At 71.1% G+C, this 23600-nt stretch carries 20 protein-coding genes, 2 rRNA genes and 1 riboswitch; of the genes, 3 read left to right on the top strand and 19 right to left on the bottom strand.

All coding sequences use genetic code 11. The annotated features are described in order from the left end of the window. Window positions 1–110 precede the first annotated feature (110 nt). The 5 genes from ACFYS8_RS21035 to infC form a co-directional block, all read right to left on the bottom strand. Window positions 111–1205, bottom strand: a complete 1095-nt coding sequence (locus ACFYS8_RS21035) for an ATP-binding protein (RefSeq protein ID WP_387643010.1) — start codon at window positions 1203–1205, stop codon at window positions 111–113. 50 nt (window positions 1206–1255) lie between these two features. Then, window positions 1256–2116 carry a TrmH family RNA methyltransferase gene (locus ACFYS8_RS21040; RefSeq protein ID WP_387643011.1) on the bottom strand — a complete coding sequence of 287 codons (861 nt, stop codon included), beginning with the start codon at window positions 2114–2116 and terminating at the stop codon, window positions 1256–1258. Between the two features lie 117 nt (window positions 2117–2233). Then, window positions 2234–2620 carry a 50S ribosomal protein L20 gene (gene rplT / locus ACFYS8_RS21045; protein ID WP_387643012.1) on the bottom strand — a complete coding sequence of 129 codons (387 nt, stop codon included), beginning with the start codon at window positions 2618–2620 and terminating at the stop codon, window positions 2234–2236. 104 nt (window positions 2621–2724) lie between these two features. Continuing rightward, complete coding sequence (rpmI, locus tag ACFYS8_RS21050; RefSeq protein ID WP_030268653.1) at window positions 2725–2919, bottom strand: 50S ribosomal protein L35; 195 nt, start codon at window positions 2917–2919, stop codon at window positions 2725–2727. Window positions 2920–3052: 133 nt separating this feature from the next. Then, on the bottom strand, window positions 3053–3763 hold the full coding sequence (infC, locus tag ACFYS8_RS21055) for a translation initiation factor IF-3 (protein ID WP_387643047.1): 711 nt from the start codon (window positions 3761–3763) through the stop codon (window positions 3053–3055). A 463-nt stretch (window positions 3764–4226) separates the two neighbouring features. Between infC and ACFYS8_RS21060 the strand changes: the two genes are divergently transcribed. Further along, the gene (locus ACFYS8_RS21060) at window positions 4227–4601 is read left to right on the top strand and encodes a DUF1844 domain-containing protein (RefSeq protein WP_387643013.1); all 375 of its coding nucleotides are present in this window, start codon (window positions 4227–4229) and stop codon (window positions 4599–4601) included. A gap of 589 nt (window positions 4602–5190) precedes the next feature. Here ACFYS8_RS21060 and gcvP read toward each other — a convergent pair. Continuing rightward, the gene (gene gcvP, locus ACFYS8_RS21065; protein WP_387643014.1) at window positions 5191–8061 is read right to left on the bottom strand and encodes an aminomethyl-transferring glycine dehydrogenase; all 2871 of its coding nucleotides are present in this window, start codon (window positions 8059–8061) and stop codon (window positions 5191–5193) included. A 218-nt stretch (window positions 8062–8279) separates the two neighbouring features. Further along, window positions 8280–8386: riboswitch (glycine riboswitch) on the bottom strand. A gap of 153 nt (window positions 8387–8539) precedes the next feature. Between gcvP and ACFYS8_RS21070 the strand changes: the two genes are divergently transcribed. Together ACFYS8_RS21070 and ACFYS8_RS21075 are read left to right on the top strand one after the other, a co-directional pair. Then, window positions 8540–9553: a PRC and DUF2382 domain-containing protein gene (locus tag ACFYS8_RS21070; protein WP_387643015.1), complete on the top strand. Its 1014-nt coding sequence runs from the start codon at window positions 8540–8542 to the stop codon at window positions 9551–9553. A 158-nt stretch (window positions 9554–9711) separates the two neighbouring features. After that, complete coding sequence (locus ACFYS8_RS21075) at window positions 9712–11187, top strand: MFS transporter (RefSeq protein ID WP_387643016.1); 1476 nt, start codon at window positions 9712–9714, stop codon at window positions 11185–11187. Window positions 11188–11780: 593 nt separating this feature from the next. Here ACFYS8_RS21075 and ACFYS8_RS21080 read toward each other — a convergent pair. From ACFYS8_RS21080 to ACFYS8_RS21140, 13 genes are all read right to left on the bottom strand, one after another. Then, complete coding sequence (locus ACFYS8_RS21080; protein WP_387643017.1) at window positions 11781–13193, bottom strand: DNA polymerase IV; 1413 nt, start codon at window positions 13191–13193, stop codon at window positions 11781–11783. Window positions 13194–13341: 148 nt separating this feature from the next. Further along, window positions 13342–14061 carry a vancomycin high temperature exclusion protein gene (locus tag ACFYS8_RS21085; RefSeq protein WP_387643018.1) on the bottom strand — a complete coding sequence of 240 codons (720 nt, stop codon included), beginning with the start codon at window positions 14059–14061 and terminating at the stop codon, window positions 13342–13344. A 54-nt stretch (window positions 14062–14115) separates the two neighbouring features. Further along, window positions 14116–14793: a MerR family transcriptional regulator gene (locus tag ACFYS8_RS21090; RefSeq protein ID WP_387643019.1), complete on the bottom strand. Its 678-nt coding sequence runs from the start codon at window positions 14791–14793 to the stop codon at window positions 14116–14118. Window positions 14794–15106: 313 nt separating this feature from the next. Then, window positions 15107–15580 carry a bifunctional nuclease family protein gene (locus tag ACFYS8_RS21095; protein WP_387643020.1) on the bottom strand — a complete coding sequence of 158 codons (474 nt, stop codon included), beginning with the start codon at window positions 15578–15580 and terminating at the stop codon, window positions 15107–15109. Window positions 15581–15668: 88 nt separating this feature from the next. Then, window positions 15669–16409, bottom strand: a complete 741-nt coding sequence (locus tag ACFYS8_RS21100; RefSeq protein WP_387643048.1) for a MerR family transcriptional regulator — start codon at window positions 16407–16409, stop codon at window positions 15669–15671. Between the two features lie 65 nt (window positions 16410–16474). Beyond that, window positions 16475–17017 (bottom strand): FHA domain-containing protein, encoded by a 543-nt coding sequence (locus ACFYS8_RS21105; RefSeq protein ID WP_387643021.1) that lies wholly within the window; start codon window positions 17015–17017, stop codon window positions 16475–16477. Between the two features lie 505 nt (window positions 17018–17522). After that, entirely contained in the window at window positions 17523–18458 is a 936-nt protein-coding gene (locus ACFYS8_RS21110; protein WP_387643022.1) for a DUF881 domain-containing protein, read from the bottom strand. A gap of 10 nt (window positions 18459–18468) precedes the next feature. Continuing rightward, window positions 18469–18801: a small basic family protein gene (locus tag ACFYS8_RS21115; RefSeq protein ID WP_043908904.1), complete on the bottom strand. Its 333-nt coding sequence runs from the start codon at window positions 18799–18801 to the stop codon at window positions 18469–18471. After that, the gene (locus tag ACFYS8_RS21120; protein WP_387643023.1) at window positions 18798–19784 is read right to left on the bottom strand and encodes a DUF881 domain-containing protein; all 987 of its coding nucleotides are present in this window, start codon (window positions 19782–19784) and stop codon (window positions 18798–18800) included. Before ACFYS8_RS21120 ends, ACFYS8_RS21115 begins: the two co-directional genes overlap by 4 nt. Window positions 19785–19979: 195 nt before the next feature. Continuing rightward, the gene (locus tag ACFYS8_RS21125) at window positions 19980–22475 is read right to left on the bottom strand and encodes a sugar phosphate nucleotidyltransferase (RefSeq protein WP_387643024.1); all 2496 of its coding nucleotides are present in this window, start codon (window positions 22473–22475) and stop codon (window positions 19980–19982) included. A 125-nt stretch (window positions 22476–22600) separates the two neighbouring features. Further along, window positions 22601–23212: a CDP-alcohol phosphatidyltransferase family protein gene (locus ACFYS8_RS21130; protein ID WP_387643025.1), complete on the bottom strand. Its 612-nt coding sequence runs from the start codon at window positions 23210–23212 to the stop codon at window positions 22601–22603. A gap of 100 nt (window positions 23213–23312) precedes the next feature. Further along, window positions 23313–23429 (bottom strand): 5S ribosomal RNA (gene rrf / locus ACFYS8_RS21135). Window positions 23430–23507: 78 nt separating this feature from the next. Next, a 23S ribosomal RNA gene (locus ACFYS8_RS21140) occupies window positions 23508–23600 on the bottom strand; the annotation flags it as partial.

Here is a 23600-nt window from a genome sequence, read left to right on the forward strand (position 1 = left end):
CTGCTCGTGATCAGGTCTGCTGCCTCGCCGGGCGTCCTCGAGAACGCCAAGGGTCGAGTGTAGTCGCAGGCCGCGACCGCCCACGGCGGCCGACCACGCAGCGGAACGGCTCAGAGCATGAAGTCGGGAATGCCCGCAGGCAGCACGAACCGGAAGCGGGCGCCGCCGCCCTCCGCCCGGCTGATCCGGATCACCCCGCCGTGCGCCTCCACGATGCCCTTCACGATGTACAGCCCGAGGCCCGTCCCGCCCCGCTTGGAGCCCCGCCAGAACCGGGTGAACACCCGCGGCATCGCCTCCTCCGCGATGCCCGCGCCCTGGTCGCTGACGGTGACGGCGGTGCCCTCGATCATCCGGGGCGGCGAACCGGCCGCCTCCACCACGTCGTTGGCCGGTCCCAGCTCGATCGTCACGGTGCCCTCGCCGTGCCGCACCGCGTTCTCCAGCAGGTTCGCCAGCACCTGGTCGATCTTGTCGGGGTCGCCCCACTGCTCGCCCAGCGGCGCCGCCACCCGGATGTCGAACCGCTCCTCGGGGATGCCCGCCGCGACCTTCCCCTCCACGTGCCGACGCACCGCCGCCGCCAGGTCCAGGCGCTGGCGGCGGATCTCGAGCCGGCCGGCGTCGATCCGCGAGATGTCCAGCAGCTCCGCGATCAACCGGGTCACCCGGTCCGCGTCCGCGTCGACGGTCTCCAGCATCACCCGCTTCTGGCCGTCGTTGAAGCGCTCCCACTTCGCCAGCAGCGTCGCCGTGAACCCCTTCACGCTGGTCAGCGGCGACCGCAGCTCGTGCGCGACGGTCGCGATCAGCTCGGCGTGACTGCGTTCGGTGCGCCGCCGCGCCTCGGTGCCGCGCAGCGTCACCACCACCCGCCGCACCGGCCCGCCCGGCCGCTCCCGCAGGTAGCGGGCGCACACCAGCACCTCGCGGCCCCCGGGCAGCAGCAGGTTGCGCTCCGGCTGCCCGCTGCGCACCGCCAGGCCCCCGTACGGGTCGGTCAGCTGCCACCAGCGCCGGCCGTCCAGGTCCTCCAGCGGCAGCGCCTGTTCCAGCGCCACGCCGATCGCGCAGTGCGCGGAGCGGCCGGTGATCCGTTCGGCGGCCCGGTTGAAGACCACCACCCGGCCCTGTGCGTCCGCGACCACCAACCCGTCCGGCAGGTCGTCCGGTTCCAGGGTCGCCAAGCCGTCGTCGCCGCCCATGGGTGTCCTCCCCCGCCCCGTACCGGCTATGGGGATCGACCCTAGCGCGCTCAGGCCGTGCCGCGACACCCGCCGGGGGAGCGCTGGGCGCGCGCGGAGGCGTACAGGCACACGGCGGCGGCCGTGGCGAGATTCAAGCTCTCCGCGTGCCCGTGGATCGGGACGCGCACCACCTCGTCCGCCAGCGCCCGGGTCTCCTCCGGCAGCCCCCACGCCTCGTTGCCGAACACCCAGGCGCACGGCCCCTCGAGGGTGCCCTCGTCCAGCTCCTGGTCAAGGTCGCGCTGCCCGGCCCCGTCCGCGGCCAGCACCCGCACCCCGGCCTCCCGCAGCCGCGCCACCGCCTCCTCCACCGGCACCCCGGTCGCGAACGGCAGGTGGAACAGGCTGCCCACGGACGCCCGCACCGCCTTCGGGTTGTACGGGTCCACCGACGCGTCGGTCAGCACCACCGCGTCCGCACCCGCCGCGTCGGCGGTGCGCAGCACGGTGCCCGCGTTCCCGGGGTCGCGCACGTGCGCGAGCACGGCGACCAGCTTCGGCCGGGACGCCAGCACCTGCTCGAACGGGGTGTCGATGAACCGGCACAGCGCGACGATGCCCTGCGGGGTGACGGTGTCGCAGATCTCCGCGATCACTTCCTCGGTGGCGGTCAGCACCGGCAGGCCCTCGGCGTGCGCGGAGGCCACGATCTCGGCGTGCCGCTCGGCGGCCTCCCGGGTCACGTACACCTCCACCACGGCGTGCTCCCCGCCGGGCAGCCGCCCGAACGCCACGGCCTCCCGCACGGCCTGCGGGCCCTCGGCCAGGAAACGCCGGTCCTTGCTCCGCTGGTTGCGCTTGGCCAGCCGGCGGGCGGCGACGACGCGCGGGGAGCGCAGGGAGGTCAGCAGGGGGGTCTCGGTGCTCATGCTCACGTTCTTCGTCACGGAGGGGCGGGCGGACAAGGGCCTGTCCGGAGGCACAACGCACGGACCCGCAGGCCGGGCGGCCTGCGGGTCCGGGAAAGCATCAGGGCACGGCCTGGATCAGGCGGCGACCTTGGGGGCGTTGACGTCCTCCGGCAGCGCCTTCTGGGCAACCTCGACCAGCGCGCGGAACGCGACGGTGTCGTTGACCGCGAGCTCGGCGAGCATCTTGCGGTCGATCTCGACGCCGGCGGCCTTCAGGCCCTGCACGAAGCGGTTGTAGGTCATGCCGTTGTTGCGGGCAGCGGCGTTGATGCGCTGGATCCACAGCTGACGGAAGTCGCCCTTGCGCTTCTTGCGGTCGTTGAAGTTGTAAACGAGCGAGTGGGTGACCTGCTCCTTGGCCTTGCGGTAAAGGCGCGAGCGCTGGCCACGGTAGCCGGAGGCGCGCTCCAGGATGACCCGGCGCTTCTTGTGGGCGTTCACTGCCCGCTTGACGCGTGCCACTTCATTACTCCTTGGTTCCGGACCCCCGGTTCGTGCCGCCGGTCCGTTATTCGATTCGGTCGGAAAGGATCAGCTGTGCCCGCAGCCTGGCCGCGGGCGGGCGATCACTTGCCGAGAAGCTTCTTGATCTTCTTGGCGTCGCCGGGGGCCATCTCGGCGTTGCCGGCCAGCTTGCGGGTCAGCGTCGAGGGCTTGTGCTCAAGCAGGTGGCGACGGCCGGCACGCTCGCGCAGCACCTTCCCGGAACCAGTGATCTTGAAGCGCTTGCTGGCGCCGCTGTGCGTCTTCTGCTTCGGCATGTCGCCGTATCTCCTCGTCGGTCCGTTCGCGGCCCGCACCCCGGGGGTGCGGGCCGGAACTGGATGGATCTCGTCTCCGGGACGGACGCCCCGGAACCGGTGCCGATCCCGCCCGGAATCTGAACCCGAAGGCTCAGGCGTCCTGGGCGGTCTCGGCGGGCTGCTCGACCTCGGCGGTCTCGGCAGCGGGCTCGACCTCGGCGGTCTCGGTCTCCTCGACCTGCTCCACCTCGTCGACCTCGTCGTCCGCCTGCTCCGCGGCCGGGCCGCGACCGAGCCGCTCCGCCTTGCGGGCGTCAGCGGCGGCGCGGGCCTCGGCCATCGCCTCGGTCTTCTTCTTGTGCGGGCCGAGAACCATGATCATGTTTCGGCCGTCCTGCTTGGCCGCGGACTCCACGAAGCCGAGCTCCTGGACGTCCTCCGCGAGCCGCTGCAGCAGTCGGAAGCCCAGCTCGGGGCGGGACTGCTCACGACCGCGGAACATGATCGTGATCTTGACCTTGTCGCCCTGCTTGAGGAACCGGACGACGTGACCCTTCTTGGTGTCATAGTCGTGCGGGTCGATCTTCGGCCGGAGCTTCATCTCCTTGATGACCGTGTGCGCCTGGTTCTTGCGCGCCTCACGGGCCTTCATGGCCGACTCGTACTTGAACTTGCCGTAGTCCATGAGCTTGCACACCGGCGGACGCGCCGTGGCGGCGACCTCGACCAGGTCCAGGTCGTACTCCTGGGCAAGCTCCAGCGCCTTCGCGAGCGGGACGATGCCGACCTGCTCGCCGCTGGGACCGACGAGTCGCACCTCGGGGACGCGAATCCGGTCGTTGATGCGGGGCTCGGTGCTGATGGGGCCTCCTCGGTTGCACCTTCTTCGATGCGGCCGTCGGACGGCGGTCGCACGTAGTGGCTTTCGACCACTGGGCGGGGCTTCATTCATGCTTCGCTGCCCCTCTGCCGTCTGGCAGAAGCACCGAACGCACGAAAAAAGCCCCGCACGGTACAGGCGGGGCTCCACACGTTCCGGGATGCCCTGTCGGACACCACTGGCAGCAAGCATTCCTTGCGGCGCTCGCCACGGACCGGACCCGTCGGCCCTTCGGCCGCTCGGGTGGGAGACTGTCGCGGTTGCCCTCTCGGGCCTCCTGAAGTGGAGCCTCCACTTGCTGGCCTGGCTCCCGAATCGGGTTCCTGGCCGGTCAGTCTCGAAGCATACCAGCGTTCCGGGGCCGACCGGTATTCCGGTCCGCCTCCGCCCGCCTTGTACCCTCCCTTTGTACTGCGCTTTCGCACCAGCATCCCGGAGTGACACCGTGACCACCCAGCCCGACCACTCGCCCGAGTCCGACGAGGCCCTCGGCTTCGACGACCTGACCCGCGACATCGCCGAGGTCCCCGCCGTCGAGGTGATCACCACCGTCGCCGTCCACCTGATGAGCGCCGCCGCCGTCAAGTGCGGCCTGGCCGAGGGCGGCGAGGCCGACAAGGACCTCGACGAGGCCCGCAAGCTGATCACCGCCCTGGCCGGCCTGGTCACCGCCGGAGCCCCCGAAATCTCCAACTTCCACGCCGCCCCCCTCCGCGACGGCCTCCGCTCCCTCCAGCTCGCCTTCCGCGAAGCCTCCCTCATCCCCGACGCCCCCGGCTCCGGCCCCGGCGAAAAGTTCACCGGCCCGGTCTACTCCTGACCCCAGGCCCACCCGAAGGCGCCTCCCGCCCCCTGCCCCGCAGGGCCCCGCCGGAGGCGCCTTCGCCTTTCCCCCTCGCCCCGCCCTTCCCGCACCCCTCGCTTCTCCCGCGCCCCGTCAGGGGCGCGAGGCTGCGCGAAGCGGAAGACCCCAACGCCAAAGCCGCCCGCCGGCAGAACTCCGCCCACGGGCGGCTTTCGCTACCCGTCCCCGCCCCGCCGAAGGCACCCTCTCCTCCCTCCCACCCTCCCTCTTCCCCGCCCCGCCAGGGGCGCGAGGAACTGCGCGCAGCGGAAGGCCCCAAGGCCAAAGCCGCCCACCAAGGGAACTCCCCCCGACGAGCGGCCTTCGCTATACGCCCCCCGCCGAAGGCACCCTCTCCTCCCTCCCGCCCTCCCTCTCCCCCGCCCCGCCAGGGGCGCGGGGAACTGCGCGCAGCGGAAGGCCCCAAGGCCAAAGCCGCCCACCAAGGGAACTCCCCCCACGGGCGGCTTTCGCTATGCCTTCCGGCCCCTGCCGCAGGCGCCCACGCAAAAGCCGCCCGCCAGGGGAACTCCCCCGACGGGCGGCTTCGCCGTGCAACTGCAAACTACGCGTCGTACTCGTCCAGCGGCGGGCACGAGCACACCAGGTTCCGGTCCCCGTACGCCCCGTCGATGCGTCGCACCGCCGGCCAGTACTTGTCCGCCGGGTTGACGCCCGCCGGGAAGACCGCCTCTTCGCGGGTGTAGGGGTGCGCCCACTCCCCGGCCATCATCGCCGCGGTGTGCGGCGCGTTGCGCAGCGGGTTGTCGTCCGCCGCCCACTCGCCCGCGCCGACCTTCTCGATCTCCCCGCGGATAGCGATCATCGCCTCGCAGAAGCGGTCGATCTCGTGCAGGTCCTCGGACTCCGTCGGCTCGATCATCAGCGTGCCGGCGACCGGGAACGACATGGTCGGCGCGTGGAAGCCGTAGTCGATGAGTCGCTTGGCGATGTCGTCGACGCTGACGCCCGTCTCCTTGCTGAGCGGACGCAGGTCGATGATGCACTCGTGCGCGACCAGCCCGCCGGGGCCGGTGTAGAGCACGGGGAAGTGCGGGGAGAGCCGCTTGGCGATGTAGTTGGCGTTCAGCACGGCCACCTGGGTGGCGCGCTTGAGGCCCTCGCCGCCCATCAGGCGGACGTACGACCAGGAGATCGGCAGGATCGCGGCGGAGCCCCACGGCGCGGCCGAGATCGGTCCGACGCCGGTCGCGGGGCCGGCCTCGGCCTGCAGCGGGTGGTTGGGCAGGTAGGGCGCGAGGTGCTCGCGCACCGCGACCGGGCCGACGCCGGGGCCGCCGCCGCCGTGCGGGATGCAGAAGGTCTTGTGCAGGTTCAGGTGCGAGACGTCCGCGCCGAACTTGCCGGGCTTGGCGAGGCCGACCAGCGCGTTCAGGTTGGCGCCGTCGACGTACACCTGGCCGCCGGCCTCGTGGACGAGGGCGCAGATGTCGGTGATCTGGGTCTCGAACACGCCGTGGGTGGACGGGTAGGTGACCATCAGCACGGCCAGCTGCTCGCGGTGCTGCTCGATCTTGGCCTTGAGGTCTTCGACGTCCACGTCACCGTCGGCCAGGGTCTTCACGACCACGACCCGCATGCCGGCCATCGCCGCCGAGGCCGCGTTGGTGCCGTGCGCCGAGGACGGGATCAGACACACGTCGCGCTGGGTGTCGCCGTTCGCCCGGTGGTACGCCCGGACGGCCAGCAGACCGGCCAGCTCGCCCTGCGAGCCCGCGTTCGGCTGGATCGACACGGCGTCGTAGCCGGTGACCTCGACCAGCTGCTGCTCCAGCCCGCGGATCAGCGTCAGGAAGCCCTCGGCCTGGTCGACCGGCGCGAACGGGTGCAGCTGGCCGAACTCGGGCCAGGTGATCGGCTCCATCTCGGTGGTCGCGTTGAGCTTCATGGTGCAGGAGCCCAGCGGGATCATGCCGCGGTCGAGCGCGTAGTCGCGGTCCGACAGGCGGCGCAGGTAGCGCAGCATGGCGGTCTCGGAGCGGTGGCTGTGGAAGACCGGGTGGGTGAGGTACTCGTCCTCACGCAGCAGCCCGGCGGGCAGCGCGTCCGCGTCCTCGACCACCTCTGCCGTCACACCGAACGCGGCGAACACGGCCGCCAGGTGCTCACGGGTCGTCGTCTCGTCACAAGAGACCGAGACCTGGTCCGCGTCCACCCGGAACACGTTCACGCCACCGGCCAGCGCCGCGGCGACAACCTCGTCCGCACGCCCCGGAACAACAGCGGTCACAGTGTCGAAGAACGCCTCGTGGGCGAGCTCGACGCCGCCCGCGCGCAGGCCGGCGGCGAGCGCGGCGGCGTAGCGGTGGGTGCGGCGGGCGATGTCGGCGAGGCCGGCGGGGCCGTGGTAGACGGCGTACATGGAGGCCATCACGGCGAGCAGCACCTGGGCGGTGCAGATGTTGGAGGTGGCCTTCTCGCGGCGGATGTGCTGCTCGCGGGTCTGCAGGGCCAGCCGGTACGCGCGGTTGCCGTCGGCGTCGACGGAGACGCCGACCAGGCGGCCGGGCAGGTTGCGGGCGTACTCGGCGCGCACGGCGAGGTAGCCGGCGTGCGGGCCGCCGAAGCCCATCGGGACGCCGAAGCGCTGCGAGGTGCCGCAAGCGATGTCGGCGCCGAGCTCGCCGGGCGAGCGCAGCAGGGTGAGGGCGAGCAGGTCGGCGGCGACGGCGACGACCGCGCCGAGCTGGTGGGCCTGCTCGATGACGGGCTTGATGTCCCGCACCGCGCCGGACGCGCCGGGGTACTGGATCAGCATGCCGAAGACGCCGCGTTCGGCGATCTCGGCGGGGATGCCGTTCGACAGGTCCGCGGTGACGACCTCGACGCCGGTCGGTTCGGCGCGGGTCTCGATCACGGCGAGGGTCTGCGGCAGGGTGTCGGCGTCGACCAGGAAGACGCCGCCCTTGACCTTGGTGACGCGCCGCGTCAGGGCCATCGCCTCAGCGGCGGCGGTGCCCTCGTCGAGCAGCGAGGAGCCGGAGGTGGCCAGGCCGGTCAGGTCGGCGACCATGGTCTGGAAGTTGAGCAGGGCCTCCAGGCGGCCCTGGGAGATCTCCGGCTGGTACGGGGTGTACGCGGTGTACCAGGCGGGGTTCTCGAGGACGTTGCGCAGGATGACCGGCGGCGTGAAGGTGCCGTAGTAGCCGAGGCCGATCATCGAGGTGAGGACCTGGTTGCGGCCGGCGAGCTCGCGCAGTTCGGCGAGCACCTGGGCCTCGCTGCGGCCGGCGGGCAGGCCGAGCGCGGTGAGGCTGCGGATGGCGTCGGGGACGGCCGCGTCGGACAGTTCGTCCAGCGAGGTGTAGCCGACCTGGGCCAGCATCTTCTGCTGGGCGTCGCTGTCGGGGCCGATGTGGCGGTGCTCGAAGGGGCTGGCCTGCTCAAGCTCGGTGAGCGTCGGCTGGGCGTTCATGGGGGTCAAGCCTCCTGGTCGCGGACCGGCGGTGGGACGCACGCCGGCCGGCCGCTGTGGAAGCGTCCGGGCGTACGAACCCGTCAGCCTCCCCCTCTGTCATCGGTACCTGAGAGCTTCGCGCGCCCGGGGTGGTTCCCGGTCGGCTTGCACCGTCGGCGAGGACAGCGTCCGGCGGCTTCGGTGCCGACGTTCCTGCCCTGCTTTCCAGAGTGACCTGATCCCGTTCGGTACGGATGCCTGAGAGATTCCGGGGAGGGGTTGCTCCTTCGGCGTCCCGCATCCCCGCTTTCCAACGGGTCCGGGACTCTCCCGAGCGGGCTCGGCGGTCGCCGCCCAGGGTACCAGCGCCGACCTGGACGATCACCGCTGCGGCCGCACGATCCGCCCCGGACGGAGGCACCCGGAGTGACACCGTCCGGAACGTGCCTTTTGGTGTGAAACAGCGGCCCGGCACGCTCCTCCGACCGCTCCCCCGATGTTCCCTCAGGAGCAGCAGCTGGAGGACAGCGTGCAGACCGATATCGATCCGCGCGACCTGATCGGACACAAGGCGGTCGACCGGAACGGTGACAAGATCGGCACGGTCGACGAGGTGTACCTGGACGACACCACCGGCGTACCCGAGTGGGCGGCCGTCCGAACCGGAATCTTCGGCCGGGACGCCTTCGTCCCGCTGACCACCAGCGAATTCTCCGGCGACGAGCTGCACGTCCCGTACGACAAGTCGCTGATCAAGGAGTCCCCGGACTTCGGGGTGGGCCAGCACCTCTCCCCCGAACAGGAACTCGAGCTCTACCGCTACTACGGCCTCGACACGGCGAGCCCCGACGAACCCGTCCGTTTCGACCCGGCCCCGGCCCCGGCCCCGGCCGCCGCCGCCTCCCCCGGCCCCGTCCACGGCCCGGACCCCGCGCCGCCCGGCTTCACCGCCCCGCAGGCCGCACCCGAACCGCCGCCCCGCCCCGCCGAGCCGCCGACCGCCCGGGCGGACCGAGCGGAGCGGGCAGAGCGGGCGGACCGGGCGGAGCGGGCGGACCGGGCGGAGCGGCAGAAGCCGGTGGAGATCACCTGCCGCGAGGAGCGCCTGGACATCACCACCCAGTGGCACAACATCGGCACCACCCGGCTGCGCAAGTACGTGACCACCGAGGCGGTCGTGCGACGGGTGTCAGTGGTGCGCGAGCGCGTGCGGGTGGAGCGGATCCCGGTGTCGGAGGCGGAGCGGGCGGCGCTGAGCGACCTGGAGATCGCCGAGGCGGTGGAGGAGGTCACGCTGCGCGAGGAGCGCCCGGTGGTCCGCAAGTACCTGGTACCGGTGGAGCGGGTGCGGCTGGTGGTGGAGCAGTACACCGAGGAGCAGGTGGTCCGCGAGGAGCTGCGCCGCGAGCAGGTGGAGGTGCACGGCGCGACCACCGGCGCGGACGGCGAGGCCTCGCAGCGGCAGCCGTGGGACTCTCATCCGCAGTCCCCGGCCACCTCTCCGGTCTGACGATCCGACAACTCCCGGCCCCGGTCCGCCTCCGCGGACCGGGGCTTCGACTTTGCCAAAGTTTCACCTTTCGATATTTGACATAGTGAAGCATCTCCCGACATCGTTGCTTCAGTTCCTGCACTATCGCCCCGCCTGAAGCAACCCGGAGGATTCCCGTGAGTGAGGCACCACAGCCCACCGCCGCGGCCGCCAAGCCCACAAGCGCCAGGGTTCTGCCCGCGCTGATCCTCGCCATGCTGGCCTACAGCGTGGTGCAGACCGCGGTCGTCCCGATCCTTCCGAGCCTGGCCGCCGAGTTGAAGGTGTCGGGCTCCGACATCACCTGGCTGATGACCGCCAACCTGCTCTCCGCAGCGGTCCTCACCCCGCTGCTGGGCCGCTTCGGCGACCTGCGCGGCCGCAAGCCCGTGCTGCTGATCTCGCTGGCCGGCCTGGTGCTCGGCTCCGGCCTCGCGGTGTGCACCCACTCCTTCGGCCTGCTGGTCGTCGCCCGGGTGCTCCAGGGCGCGGGCGGCGGCGTGCTGCCGCTGGCGATCGCCATCGTCCGTGACGAACTGCCCAAGCAGAAGGTCACCGCCGGCGTCGCCGCCATCTCCGCCTCGATGGGCGTCGGCTCCGGCCTCGGCCTGGTCGCCACCGGCCTGCTGCTGGAGCACTGGGACTACAAGTCGATCTTCTGGATGGGCCTGATCTTCGGCCTGGCCGCCGTCGCGCTGGTGATCCTGCGAGTGCCCAGCGACCCGGTCGTCGACAAGAACGGCGGCGCCGACCCGCTCGGCGCGCTCACCCTGGCCGGCTGGCTCTCCGCCCTGCTGATCGCCGTCAGCCGCGGCAACGAGTGGGGCTGGGGCTCCACCCGCACCCTCGGCCTGTTCGCCGTCGCCGCGGTCGTCGCCCTGCTCTGGCTGCTGGTCGAGTCCAAGGTCGCCCACCCGCTGGTCGACCTGAAGATGATGGCCCGCCCCGCCGTCGCCTTCACCAACATCTCCGGCCTGCTCATCGGCTTCGGCATGTACGGCTCGTTCATGGTGATCAGCAACTTCGCGCAGACCCCGGAGAAGCTCACCCACTACGGCTTCACCGCCACCGTCCTGCACGCCGGCATCATGCTGCTGCCCTCCGCGATCGGCTCCATGGTCGCCGCCCCCGTCGGCGCCCTGCTCATCGCCCGCCGCGGCCCCCGCCTCCCGCTGGTCCTCGGCGGCCTGCTCGGCGCCGTCGCCATGGCCTACCTGGCGCTGCGTCACGACGCCGAGTTCGACATCTACCTCTCCTCCGCCGTCTTCGGCCTCGGCGTCGGCCTCGCCTACGCCGCCATGCCCGCCTACATCAACGGCGCCGTCCCCGCCGAGCAGTCCGGCATCGCCAACGGCATGAACGCCGTCCTGCGCACCGTCGGCGGCGCCATCGGCACCGCCGTGATGGCCGCGATCCTCACCGGCGACACCCTCAAGCTCCCCATCCCGGTCCACCTCCCCACCCTGAACGCCTACCAGCACGCCTTCTGGGTCGCCGGCGCCATGTGCCTGGTCGCCGCCGTCGTCCCCTTCGCCATCCGCCACACCAAGACCCCCACCACCCCCACCGAGCAGCCCGCCCCCCAGCCGGCCCGCACCAAGACCGACGCCTAACGGCGTCCCCCCTCGCGTACTGGACACACGCGAGTCACTCCGGACACCCCCCCGCCACGGGCATCGGCGGGGGGTGTCCGTCATTTGCCCCAGGCGGGTGCGAAACCAGGCGTGCGAACCCAGACGGTTGCGAAACCAGGCGTGCGAAACCAGGCGGGTGCGAACCCCAAGCGGGTGCGAAACCAGGGGCGCGAGGAACTGCGCGAGGCGGAAGGCATCCACCCCCAAGCTCGCGCCCCTCTCCATCCCCCACCCCACAAGGCGCCCCGTGCGTAAGGGTGCGGAACCACGGGCGCGGGGAACTGCGCGAAACGGAAGGCATCCACCCCCAAGCTCGCGCCCCTCTCCAGCCCCCACCCCACAAGGCGCCCCGCGCGTAAGGGTGCGGAACCAGGGGCGCGGGGAACTGCGCGAAACGGAAGGCATCCACCCCCAAGCTCGCGCCCCTCTCCAGCCCCCACCCCACAAGGCGCCCCGCGCTAAAACGGCACCCAGCCAGGGGCGCGAGGAACTGCGCGCCCAACCACCCCCACCCCCAAACTCGCACCCCGCGCCCAACCCCCACCCCATCCAGCGCGCCCCAGCAGCACGGCCTACCCCTCAACCGCCGGAGGCCTGAGCGGGAGCGCCCCCGAAGCCACCAACTCCTCGTCGTCCACCGAAAACGTCCGCACCCGCCCGGGCCCCGAGTACGGCGTCTCGAACCGCACCGTGACCCGCCCCACCCCGCTGCCCTGCACCCACCCGGGCCCGAACTCCGAGTGCGTCACGTCCTGCCCGGGCCACCACCGCCGAGCCACCGGCTCACCGGCCACCTCAGCCGCCTCAACCACACCCTCCCTCTCCCCCTCCCCAAACTCCCCCTCCTCCGCCTCCCGCTCCTCCGCCTCCCGCTCCTCCGCCTCCCGCTCCGCCTGCGCGAACAGATCCTCCTGCGTGTAGTCGGCCAGCTGAGCAACGCCCACTCCCAGCAACCGCACACCCCCCGTGGTGTCCACCTGCTGCGCCAGCCGCCGCGCCGTCGCCGCGATCACCGCAGGATCGTCCGTCGGCCCACCCAACGTCTCGGACCGGGTCAGCGTCGAAAAGTCGAACCGCCGTACCTTCAGCACCACCGTCCGCCCGGACCGCCCCGCCGCCCGCAACCGCCGCACGCACCGCGCGGCCAACTGGTCGACCTCACGCAGAATGCGCTCCCGATCGGCCAGGTCGACCTCGAACGTGTCCTCCACCGACACCGATTTGGCATCCCGATCCGGCACCACGGGCCGCTCGTCCCACCCCAGCGCCATCTGGAACACGCCCGCGCCGTGCGCCTTCCCGAGCAGCCCGACCAGCTCCTCGAACCCGGCCTCCGCAAGATCCGCAACACTCGTAAGCCCGGCCCGTCGCAGCGCCTGCTCCGTCGCGGGCCCGATGCCGGGCAGCGCCCGCACCGGCATCGGCGCCAGCACGGCCCGCTCCGAGCCTGGTTCGATCAGCACCAACCCGTCCGGTTTGGCCTGCTCGGAGCCGATCTTCGCCATCAACTTCGAAGCCGCGGCACCCACCGACGCGGTCAGCCCGGTGCGTTCCACGATGTCCGCCCGCAGGTCCTCGGCGAGCGCCAGCACCAGCTGCGCTCCTTCGGCGGGCGTCGCGGCGGCCAGCGCCGGCCCGTACGGCCCGGCCTCCAGGTCGACGAACGCCTCGTCCAGGCTGAGCGGTTCGACCAGTGGGGAGCGTTCCCGCAGCAGGCCCATGACGATCTCGCTGTTGGCCCGGTACGCCTCGAACCGGCCGGTCAGGAACGCCGCGTTCGGGCACAGCCGGCGCGCCTGCGCCATCGGCATCGCCGAGTGCACACCGAACTTCCGCGCCTCGTAGGACGCGGTGGAGACCACCCCACGCCCGCCGAGCCCGCCGACGATGACGGGCTTTCCGCGCAAGCTCGGCTTCGACGCCTGCTCCACCGCCGCGAAGAAGGCGTCCATGTCGAGGTGAATGATGCTCGGCACCGATCGCACGCCCCATCTTCCCGCGCACCACCGACAAACCCCACTCCCCCTACCGGGGGGGACCCGCAAACAGCCCTCACCCCCACTCCCCCTACCGGGGACCCGCAGACAGCCCTCACCCCCACCCCCGCGCCCCCAGGGGGCCTCGCGGCAGCCCTCACCCCCGCGCCGCGTCGGCCAGCGCCCGCTCCACCCCGTCCTCGTGCCGGCCGAGCAGCGTCGGGTCGGGCCGCACCAGCACGTTCAGGAACGCCTTCGCCGCGCTGCCGATCTCCCGCACCTCGCCGTAGTGCCAGGTGGTGTCGTGCCACTCCTCCACGCCGACCCCGGACGACTCGATCCCGGCGGCCCGGCACAGCGCCAGCGCCCGCCGCACATGGAAGGTCTGGCTGATCAACACCGCCTTGTCGACGCCGAAGATCCGGTGCGCGCGGGTGCAGGAGTCCCAGGTGTCGAAGCCCGCGTAGTCGCCGACCACCCGGATCTCCGGCACGCCGCGCTCGATCAAGTAGGTACGCATCGCGTCGGTCTCGTCGTACTCGACGGTGCCGTTGTCGCCGGTCACCAGGATCGCCTGCACCTTGTTCGCCCGGTACAGCTCCAGCGCGGCGTCCAGCCGGTGCGCGAGGTACGGGGAGGGCTTGCCGTTCATCAGACCGGCTCCGAACACGATGGCGACCGGCGCGGCCGGCACGCTCTGCACGGTGCCGATCTTGTGGGACTGCGTCACGAACAGCCAGGCGTTCGGGGTCAGCGCCAGCACCGAGCACGCCAACAGCGCCTGGAACCAGCGCCGCTGCCCACGCCGACTGCCCCACCCGGGCGGCCGCCGCTTCAGCAGCCACCGCCCGCGCCGCCCGAGCCCCTGCATGATCATTCGCACACGGGAGTGGACGAAACGCCCGCCCGGCCGGTTCCCGCGGGGAGATCGTCAGACGGCCCGGTTGCGGCGCTGCGCCAGCTCGTCCCCCGGGTCGTGGCCGACCAGCGTCTCGCCGGTGTCGGTGCGCTCGCCGTGCAGCCGGCCGAGGGTGGCCTCCAGCTCCTGCCACACCGCGCCGACCGCGATGCCGAACACGCCCTGGCCGCCGTTCAGCAGATCGACGACCTGCTGCGGGGAGGTGCACTCGTAGACCGTCGCGCCGTCGCACATCAGGGTCAGCCCGGTCAGGCCGGCCTGATCGGCGGACTGCAGGTGCGTGACGGCGACCCGGATGTTCTGCAGCGAGACTCCGGCGTCCAGCAGCCGCTTGACGATCTTCAGAAGCAGGATGTCCCGGAAGCTGTACAGCCGCTGCGCACCGGCCGGATAAGTGGAGCGCACCGAGGGCTCCAGCAGCCCGGTGCGGGCCCAGTAGTCGAGCTGGCGGTAGGTGATGCCGGCGGCGGCGCAGGCCGTGGGGCCGCGGTAGCCAACCAGGGCCGAGGTGGGGGTGAGCCGTTCGATCGCGGGCTGCCCGGGCTGGACAGCCGGGAACCGGCCGAGTCGGGGCAGCTCCTCACCGTCCGGTTCGGGCCGCCAGGGCCGCCCGATCGGACCGCGGCCGGCGCGCGGCACGTGCACCGCGCACAGGGCTCCGGAACGCGTCTCGTCGCCGGTGCCGCTCATCGCCAACCTCCGTCCATTCCGCCTCAAGGCCCCCGTGGCCCCGCACGGACCCGACGGGCCCAGGCTGCGGGCGGCCCGTCCGGCGGGCCATCACCTGACGGTAGGCAGTCGCCCAAGCACCGTCAACGATCGCCACGCCGGGGCCTCGCACAAACTTCACCCCATCGAGTGGTTATTCGTGCCCCATGCGCGGGTAGCGAAATGGATTTCTACCACAGCCGAGTTGCGGCCCACGGCCCGCCCCGCTAGCAGAGCGTCCGCCCCAGGTGACCGACCGCCACCGAAGAACGCCATCAACCGCCGCGATTACGGCCTACTGCGGACCACCGCCGAAGTCCTCCGGCGAGACCTGGTCCAGGAACTCCCGGAACTTCTCGACCTCGTCCTCCTGCTCGTCCGGGATCGAGATACCGGCCTCGGCCAGCACCTCCTCGGTCCCGAAGATCGGCGTGCCGGTACGCAGCGCCAGCGCTATCGCGTCGGAGGGGCGCGCACTCACCTCGGCGCCCCCGGAGAACACCAGGTCGGCGTAGAACACCCCGTCCCGCAGGTCGTTGATCCGCACCTCGGTCAGCTGCTGGCCGAGCGCCTCCAGCACGTCCTTGAACAGGTCGTGCGTCAACGGCCGCACCGGAGTCATGCCCTGCTGGGCGAAAGCGATCGCGGTGGCTTCCCCCGGCCCGATCCAGATCGGCAGGTAGCGGTCCCCGCCGACCTCCCGCAGCAGCACGATCGGCTGGTTGGAGGGCATCTCCACCCGGACACCCACGACGTCGAGCTCATTCACACCAGCAACCCTATGGCGCGAGCCCCCGATAGGAAAGCGCAGCAGGCAGCGACCACCGTGATCCGGACGCCGCCCACCGCCCACCCGCTCAGGACCGGGCCCGCAGCCCGGCCTGAACCATCGCCGCGTGCAACCGCACCGACAGCGTCGCCAACTCCCGGGCCGTCGCCTCCGCGTGCGCCCGGGTCTGCGGATTGCGGTGCCGCCTCAGCGGCGCCACCACCTGCTCCACCAGCGAAACCTCGCGGTCCGCCGCCGCCTTCATCGCCCGCAGGTGCCGAGGCTCCAGGCCGAACCGGCCCAGCTCCGCCACCAGCCGCGCGATCTGCAGCGCCTCCCCGTCGTACCCGCCGTCCGGCCCCGCCTGCACCAGGCCGTACGACTCCCACTCGACGAGCTCCCGCTCCTGGGCCTCCGCCGCCGCGATCAGCTCGGCCCGGCCCAGCCGCACCCCGCCCACCGCCGACGACCCCGCCAGCTCCCGGTCCGCCTCCTCCAGCGGCCCCGGACGGGCCTCCGCCGCCGGAAGCGCCGGCGGCTGCTCGCCGCGCTCGATCGCGTCCAGGTGCTCGCGGATCACCCGCAACGGCAGGTAGTGGTCGCGCTGCATCCGCAGCACGTACGCCAGCCGCTCCACGTCCGCCGCCGAGAACTTCCGGTAGCCGGACGGAGTGCGCTGCGGCTCGACCAGGCCCTCCGCCTCCAGGAAGCGGATCTTCGAGATCGTCACCTCCGGGAAGTCGTCCCGCAGGAAGGCCAGCACCGCGCCGATGGACAGCAGTTCGTCACCCCGCCGGCGCGCCTCGCCCGCGCGGCGCGAAGCCGGCACGGGCGAGGACCCGAGGGACGGGGTCGGAGTCTGTGGGGTCACTCGGGCTCCAAACGGAGAAGTGGTCAGTACCCCCGGTGGTGACTGGCGAAGAACACCAGCCGGTACTTACCGATCTGCACCTCGTCGCCGTTGTTCAGCAGCACCTCGTCGATCCGCTCCCGGTTCACGTAGGTGCCGTTCAGGCTGCCCACGTCCGCGACCGAGAAGCCACCGTCGGGCTGCCGGCGGAACTCCACGTGCCGACGCGACACCGTCACGTCGTCCAGGAAGATGTCCCCCTGCGGGTGGCGACCCGCCGTGGTCACGTCCGAGTCCAGCAGGAACCGGCTCCCCGAGTTCGGGCCGCGCTGCACGATCAGCAGTGCCGAGCCCGGCGGCAGCGCGTCGATCGCCGCCATCACCTCGGCCGACAGCGCCGGAGTGGCGCCCGTCGACGTCGCGGTCGGGTCGTACGACTCGATGCCGGAGATCGAAATGGTCGACGTGGTCTCCACCGCGCCCTCCGGGAAACCGCCGCCACGCAGCTGAGTACCGCAGTTCGAGCAGAACCGGGCCTGCGCCGGGTTCTGGTTCCCGCACCGCGGGCACGGGCTGGTGCCAGCCATGTTCACAGCCTCCTGGCGCGGCACACCCGACTGGGGGTGCCCGGCGTAGGTGTCCGGGGCAAACCCTCCACCGGAGGTTGAGGGTCCTGCCGGGAAACCTATGCGCGGCCCGCCCGACGAATCAACCGACGCGCCGTAGCCCGCGTCAATCTGCCCGGTCGGCACGCCGGCCCCCTGGGTCACGTCCTCCCGGTACAGCGGACGCTGCCCGTCCGGCGCCGGACGGGCCGACGGCACCCCGCCGTCCTCCTGCCGGTACCGGGCGGTCGGTGCCTCCGCCGCCGCCTGCTTGTTACGGCCGAAAAGCTTCGAGAAAAAACTCACGGGCGAATCCCCTTGCGTGTGACAGAACCGCCCGCGGGGCAGGGTTCAGGGCTCGGTGTGGCGGTAAGCCCGGCATCCGGCCGGAAACTGACGATCGACAAAACCAAGTGTCGCCGACCCCCTGCGGGCACCCACCACCGGGGGCGACCCGCAGCTGACGAACCGTACGGAGCGCGCCCCGTCACTTCGCCGCCGGCTTGCCGTACTGCAACGGCCGCGGGGTGGCCAACACGTCCACCACCACCTTCGGCTGCGGGACGATGGTCGCCCGCGCCTGCTGCTTCTCCAAGCTGCGCACCACACCGCCGGGAATGTTCAGTGCCGGAGTCAGATCCTGCGGGTTTCCCACCACGGTGAAACGAAACGGCTGCGACACGTTCTTCCCGTCGATCCGCACACCGCCGCCCGACGCGTTGTCGGTGAAATACGTCCCGGCCACCACGCGCACGTCGTTGATCTGAATCGCCTCCGCCCCCGCCGCTCGGAGTTCCTGCAGGGTGTCCAGCAGCATATCCGCCTTCACCTGCCCTTGGGGATCATCGATCGTCAGCACGATCCCCGGGCCGGTCGCCTTCTCCGTCCCCGCCAGCACGCCCAGCTCGCCGGCCTTCTTCCTGGTCTGCTCCTGCGCCTCCTTGGCCTGGTTGGACGAGTTCTCCAACTGCGCCAAGGACTGCTCCAGCTGCGTCTTCTCGAACTGAAGACGCTGCTGGCGGCCGTCCAGTTCGTCCAGGATCCGCACCAGGTCCTCCTGTCGCGCCCCGCGCAGCTGGCTGTGGTCGTTCGTCGACCGCACCTGGATCGCCAGCGCCAGCCCCAGCGCGAACAGCAGCAGCGCCACCACGAACTGGCCGCGCGACACCCGCGGCGGCCACAGCGCCGCCTTCAACCGGGTCCGCCCGTCCGACGGCAACGCCACCGGCACCGGCGCGGCCTGCCGCGCCACCACCGGCTCCTCCGCCACCGGCTCGGCCTCGACCTCGGGCTCCGCCGCCGGGGCCTCCTCGACCTCCGACTCCGGCTTCTCGACCGGCTCCTCCGGCTTCTTCGGCTCCGCCTTCGGCTCCTCCGCCGCGGCCGGCTGCTCCGGGCCCTTCGGCTCCTTCTCCTCGCTCACAACCGCTCCCCTAGGCCCTGAACACGTGCCGACGGATCGCCGCCGCGTTCGAGAAGATCCGGATGCCCAGCACCACCACCACGCCGGTGGACAGCTGCGAGCCCACGCCCAGCTGGTCGCCCAGGAACACGATCAGCGCCGCCACCACCACGTTCGACAGGAACGACACCACGAAGACCTTGTCGTCGAAGATCCCGTCCAGCATCGCCCGCACGCCGCCGAACACCGCGTCCAGCGCCGCCACCACCGCGATCGGCAGATACGGCACCACCGCGTTCGGCACCTCCGGCTGCACGAACACGCCGACGACCACGCCGATCACGAGTCCCAGTACGGCAATCACGGTGTAGCTGCTCCTGTTCCGGAGGGAGTGGACTTCACGGTCGAACCCGCCGACCTGGACGGCCCCGACGAGGACGGCGACTTCGGCTTCGCGGTCGGCGACGACGGCGGCTGCGACGACGAATGCGATGCGGACGACTGCGACGGCGCGGGCGACGGCGTCGGCGACTCCGTCCCGGCCACCCGCAGCGTCACGCCCAGCGCGGCCGGCAGCGTCAACGACTTCTGCGCGGACACCGTCGAACGGATCCCGTAGCTGTCCTGGATGACCTTCAGGTAGTGGCCGCCCTCGTTGTCCTGGAACGCCTGCGCCAGCCGCGGCCCGTCCCCGATCGCCAGCAGCGTGTACGGCGGCACCAGCGGCCGGTTGTCCACCAGGATCGCGTCACCGGCGGCCCGGATCGCCGACAGCGCGGTCAGCCGCTGCCCGTTCACGGACACCGCCTCCGCGCCCGCCAGCCACAGGCCGTTCACCGCGTACTGCAGGTCGTGGTCCTGGACCCGGCCCTTGTTACCGAAGCCCTCCGCGTTCCGCGGATCGCTCACATTGCCGCCGCCACCGCTGCCGGACGCTTCCTCGATCACCAGCTTCACGCCCGGACCGCTGATCTCCCCGGTCCCGGCCTGCGCCGCCAGCCGGGCCAGCCCGCCGTCGTCCCCGGACTGCAGCGCCTGCGCCTGGGCGTCCTCGACCCTGTCGCGGTCCTGCTCGACCTGCCGCTGCAACGCGTCCGCCGCCTTGTTGGCGTCGTTCACCCGGCTCACCAGGGCGTCCCGCTCCTTCGCCAGGACCGGCGCCGCCTCCTGCGTGTTCACCGCCCCGACCGTCACCACCGTCGCCGCCAGCGCCAGCCCCAGGGCCAGCACCAGCCGACCCTTCGCCGTCGCCGGCAGCCGCGACCGGCCCTCCGCCCCGCGCGCCCGGGCCGCCTCCGCGTACCCGTCGTCCAGCGAGTGGTCCATCACCGTGGTCAGCAGGGACATCGATGCGTCCGGACGGCGGAATCGCCCGTCCGGGTCATTCGGCGTCGACGTTGCTGGCATGCGCCACATCGTTTCACGACCATGACGCGGCCCACGACCAGCCCCCGGGCCTGCAGGACGGTATCGGCACAGGATCGTGACAAACGTCCGGAGGGGACGGACCCGAAGGCCCGCCCCCACCAGAACATCTCCGCATTACCTCCCGGCACCGTCCACGACTGCGGCCCATTCGTCCAACAACCGCTCCGTCGCCTCGTCGTCCGGGCCCTCCGCCCACAGGTGCGTCACGGCCTCCGCCGGGTCCGGCAGCACCAGCGTCCACCGGCCGTCCGCCTCGACCACCCGCACCCCGTCCGTGGTATCCAGCTTGCGGTTGCCCGCCGCCTCCACCACCGAGCGCATCACCATGCCCTTCGCGGCCCACGGCGTCGCGATGTCCCGCTTCTGGATGTGCGCCTGCGGGATCCGCGCATCGATCTGGCTCAGCGTCAGCTGCGTCCGTGCCACCAGACCCACCAGCCGCACGAACGCCGCCGCGCCGTCCAGCACCCCGGAGAACTCGGGCACCACGAAACCGCCGCGCCCGTCACCACCGAAGATCGTGCCGTCCGCCGCCGCGGCCTTCGCCAGGTCGTCCGGCGTGGTCGTGGTCCAGATCACCTGGGTGCCGTGGTACGCCGCCACCTGCTCGGCGATCCGGGTCGTCGTCACCGGCAGCGCCACCTGCCCAGCCCGGCGCTCCGCCGCGACCAGGTCCAGCAGCACCAGCAGCGCCCGGTCGTCCTCGATCACCCGGCCCTGCTCGTCCACGAAGGACACCCGCTCGCCGACCGGGTCGAACCGCACCCCGAACGCGGCCCGCGAGGACGCCACCAGCTCACCCAGCCTGGCCAGCGCCGCCCGCCGCTCGTCCGCGCCCTCGGTCGGCCGCGCCTCGTCCAGGCCGCCGGCCACCGTCAGCGTCTCCACCCCGAGCCGGCCCAGGATGCTCGGCAGCACCAGCCCCGCACTGCCGTGCGCGGCATCCACCACCACCTTCAGCCCCGCCTCCCGCACCCCGCTGGTGTCGACCGCCCGCAGCAGGTTCGTCGCGTACGAGTCGAAGACGCTCGCCGGGTGCAGCAGGTCGCCGATCTCGCCCGGGAACGCCCGCCGGAACTCCTGCCGGGCGTACACCCGGTCCAGCTTCCGCTGCCCGGCCTGCGACAGGTCCGCGCCGCGCTCGTCGAAGAACAGGATGTCCAGCGAGTCCGGCACTCCCGGCGTGGTCCGCAGGAAGATCCCGCCCGCACTCCCCCGCGCCGTCGCCTGCCGGGCCACCGGCATCGGCACGTTCTCCAAGTCCCGGACGTCGATCGCACTGGTCTGCAACGCCGAGATCATCGCCCGCTTCAACGCCCGCGCACCCCGCGAGTGGTCACGCGCGATAGTGACGGTGGCTCCCTTCTTCAGCGTCGTCGCGTACGCCCCCGCCAGCCGCACCGCCAGCTCCGGCGTGATCTCCACGTTCAGGATCCCCGACACGCCCCGCACCCCGAACAGGTGCTCCTGGCCGCGGGACTCCCAGATCACCGAGGTGTTGACGAACGCGCCGGCCTCGATCGTCTTGAACGGATAGACCCGGACGTTGCCCGCGATGATCGACTCCTCGCCGATCAGACACTCGTCACCGATCACCGCCCCCTCGTCGATCCGCGCCGCCTGCATCACGTCGGTGTTCTTCCCGACCACGCACCCGCGCAGATTCGACTGCGGCCCCACGTACACGTTGTCGTGCACCACCGCCTTGTGCAGGAACGCACCGCGCTTCACGACCACGTTCGAGCCCAGCACGGTGTGCTCACGCAGTTCCACGCCGGCCTCGACCTTGGCGTAGTCACCGATGTACAGCGGCCCCCGCAGCACTGCCTCCGGGTCCACCTCCGCACCTTCGGCCACCCACACGCCCGGCGAGATCTCGAACCCGTCCAGCTCGACCTGGACCTTCCCCTCCAGCACGTCCGCCTGTGCCTTCAGGTAGCTCTCGTGAGTACCCACGTCCTCCCAGTAGCCCTCGGCAACATAGCCGAACACCGGCTTGCCCTCCTTGAGCAACCGCGGGAACACATCGCTCGACCAGTCGACCGACTCCCCCGCCGCCACGTAGTCGAAGACTTCCGGCTCCATCACGTAGATGCCGGTGTTCACGGTGTCCGAGAACACCTGTCCCCAGGTCGGCTTCTCCAGGAAGCGCTCGACCCTGCCCTCGTCGTCCGTGATGGTGATACCGAATTCCAACGGGTTCGGCACCCGGGTCAGGCACACCGTCACCAGTGCGCCCTTCTCCCGGTGAAAAGCAATCAGCTCGGAAAGATCAAAATCCGTCAGCGCGTCACCGGAGATCACCAGAAACGAATCGTCCCGCAACGCGTCCTCGGCGTTCTTGACGCTGCCGGCCGTCCCCAGCGGTGTTTCCTCGTTGGCATAGGTGAGGTGCATCCCCAGTTCCTCACCGTCGCCGAAGTAGTTCTTCACCAGTGACGCCAGGAACTGCACGGTCACCACGGTGTCATTGAGCCCGTGCCGCTTCAGCAACCGCAGCACGTGCTCCATGATCGGCCGATTGGCGACCGGCAACAGTGGCTTGGGCATGCTGGAAGTCATCGGGCGGAGTCGAGTGCCCTCCCCGCCCGCCATCACAACGGCTTTCATTACGGGTGCGTCCTCCTTCGCGGTGGTGAACCCCTGCGGGTCCATCAAACCGGTCCGACGCATGTCTACCCGGAAGAAATGATCCGACTCACCGTGGAGGCCGTGTGAAACGTCTCAGGCTGATCTCAAACAGCAGCCGGACGCTCCGCCTGCAGGATCTGCCGGGCCTGCACGGCATACATCGCGCCGGCCCACCAGTACAGCGTCGTCCCCCACCAGATGAACGCCCAACTCACCGCTTCCGCAACCTGGTGCACCCACCCGTCACCGACACCCAGCAGCAGAAGCGGAAACGCGTACATCAGATTGAACGTGGCAGCCTTCCCCAGAAAACTCACGTTCAACGGCCCGTAGCCCGCCCGGTTGAGCCGCAACAGCACCACCCCGACGAACGCCTCCCGGGCCACCAGCAACGCCGTCAGCCACCACGGCAGAATCTCCCGCCACGTCAGCCCCACCAGCGTCGACACGATGTACAGCCGGTCCGCCGCCGGATCCAGCAACTGCCCCAGCCGGCTGATCTGCCCCCACCGCCGAGCCAGCTTCCCGTCCAGATAATCGCTGACCCCACTCAGCATCAGAATGACGATCGCCCACCCGTCATTCTTCGGCCCCCCGAAGACCGGCCACAACACCAACCAGAGGAAGATCGGTACGCCCACCAGCCGAGCCATGCTCAGCAGATTGGGGATCGTAAAGATCCGGTCGGTCTGGACGCGCGTCTCCTGAACCTCCACTGTGCGGAGCCTCCTGTGGTACCAACGACAAGTGTGCGGAATTGACCCTACAACAGAAAAGCCCCCTGACATCCCGTCAGGGGGCTTCTCCAGAATGATTGTTCGGCGGCGTCCTACTCTCCCACAGGGTCCCCCCTGCAGTACCATCGGCGCTGTGAGGCTTAGCTTCCGGGTTCGGAATGTAACCGGGCGTTTCCCTCACGCTATGACCACCGAAACACTATGAAACTGTGCACCACCCACCCGTATCGGCGGGGGTCGTTGTTTCAGAACAACACAGTGGACGCGAGCAACTGAGGACAAGCCCTCGGCCTATTAGTACCGGTCAACTCCACCCCTCACAGGGCTTCCATATCCGGCCTATCAACCCAGTCGTCTACTGGGAGCC

This window comes from Kitasatospora sp. NPDC004615, assembly GCF_042873545.1.
GTDB lineage: Bacteria > Actinomycetota > Actinomycetes > Streptomycetales > Streptomycetaceae > Kitasatospora.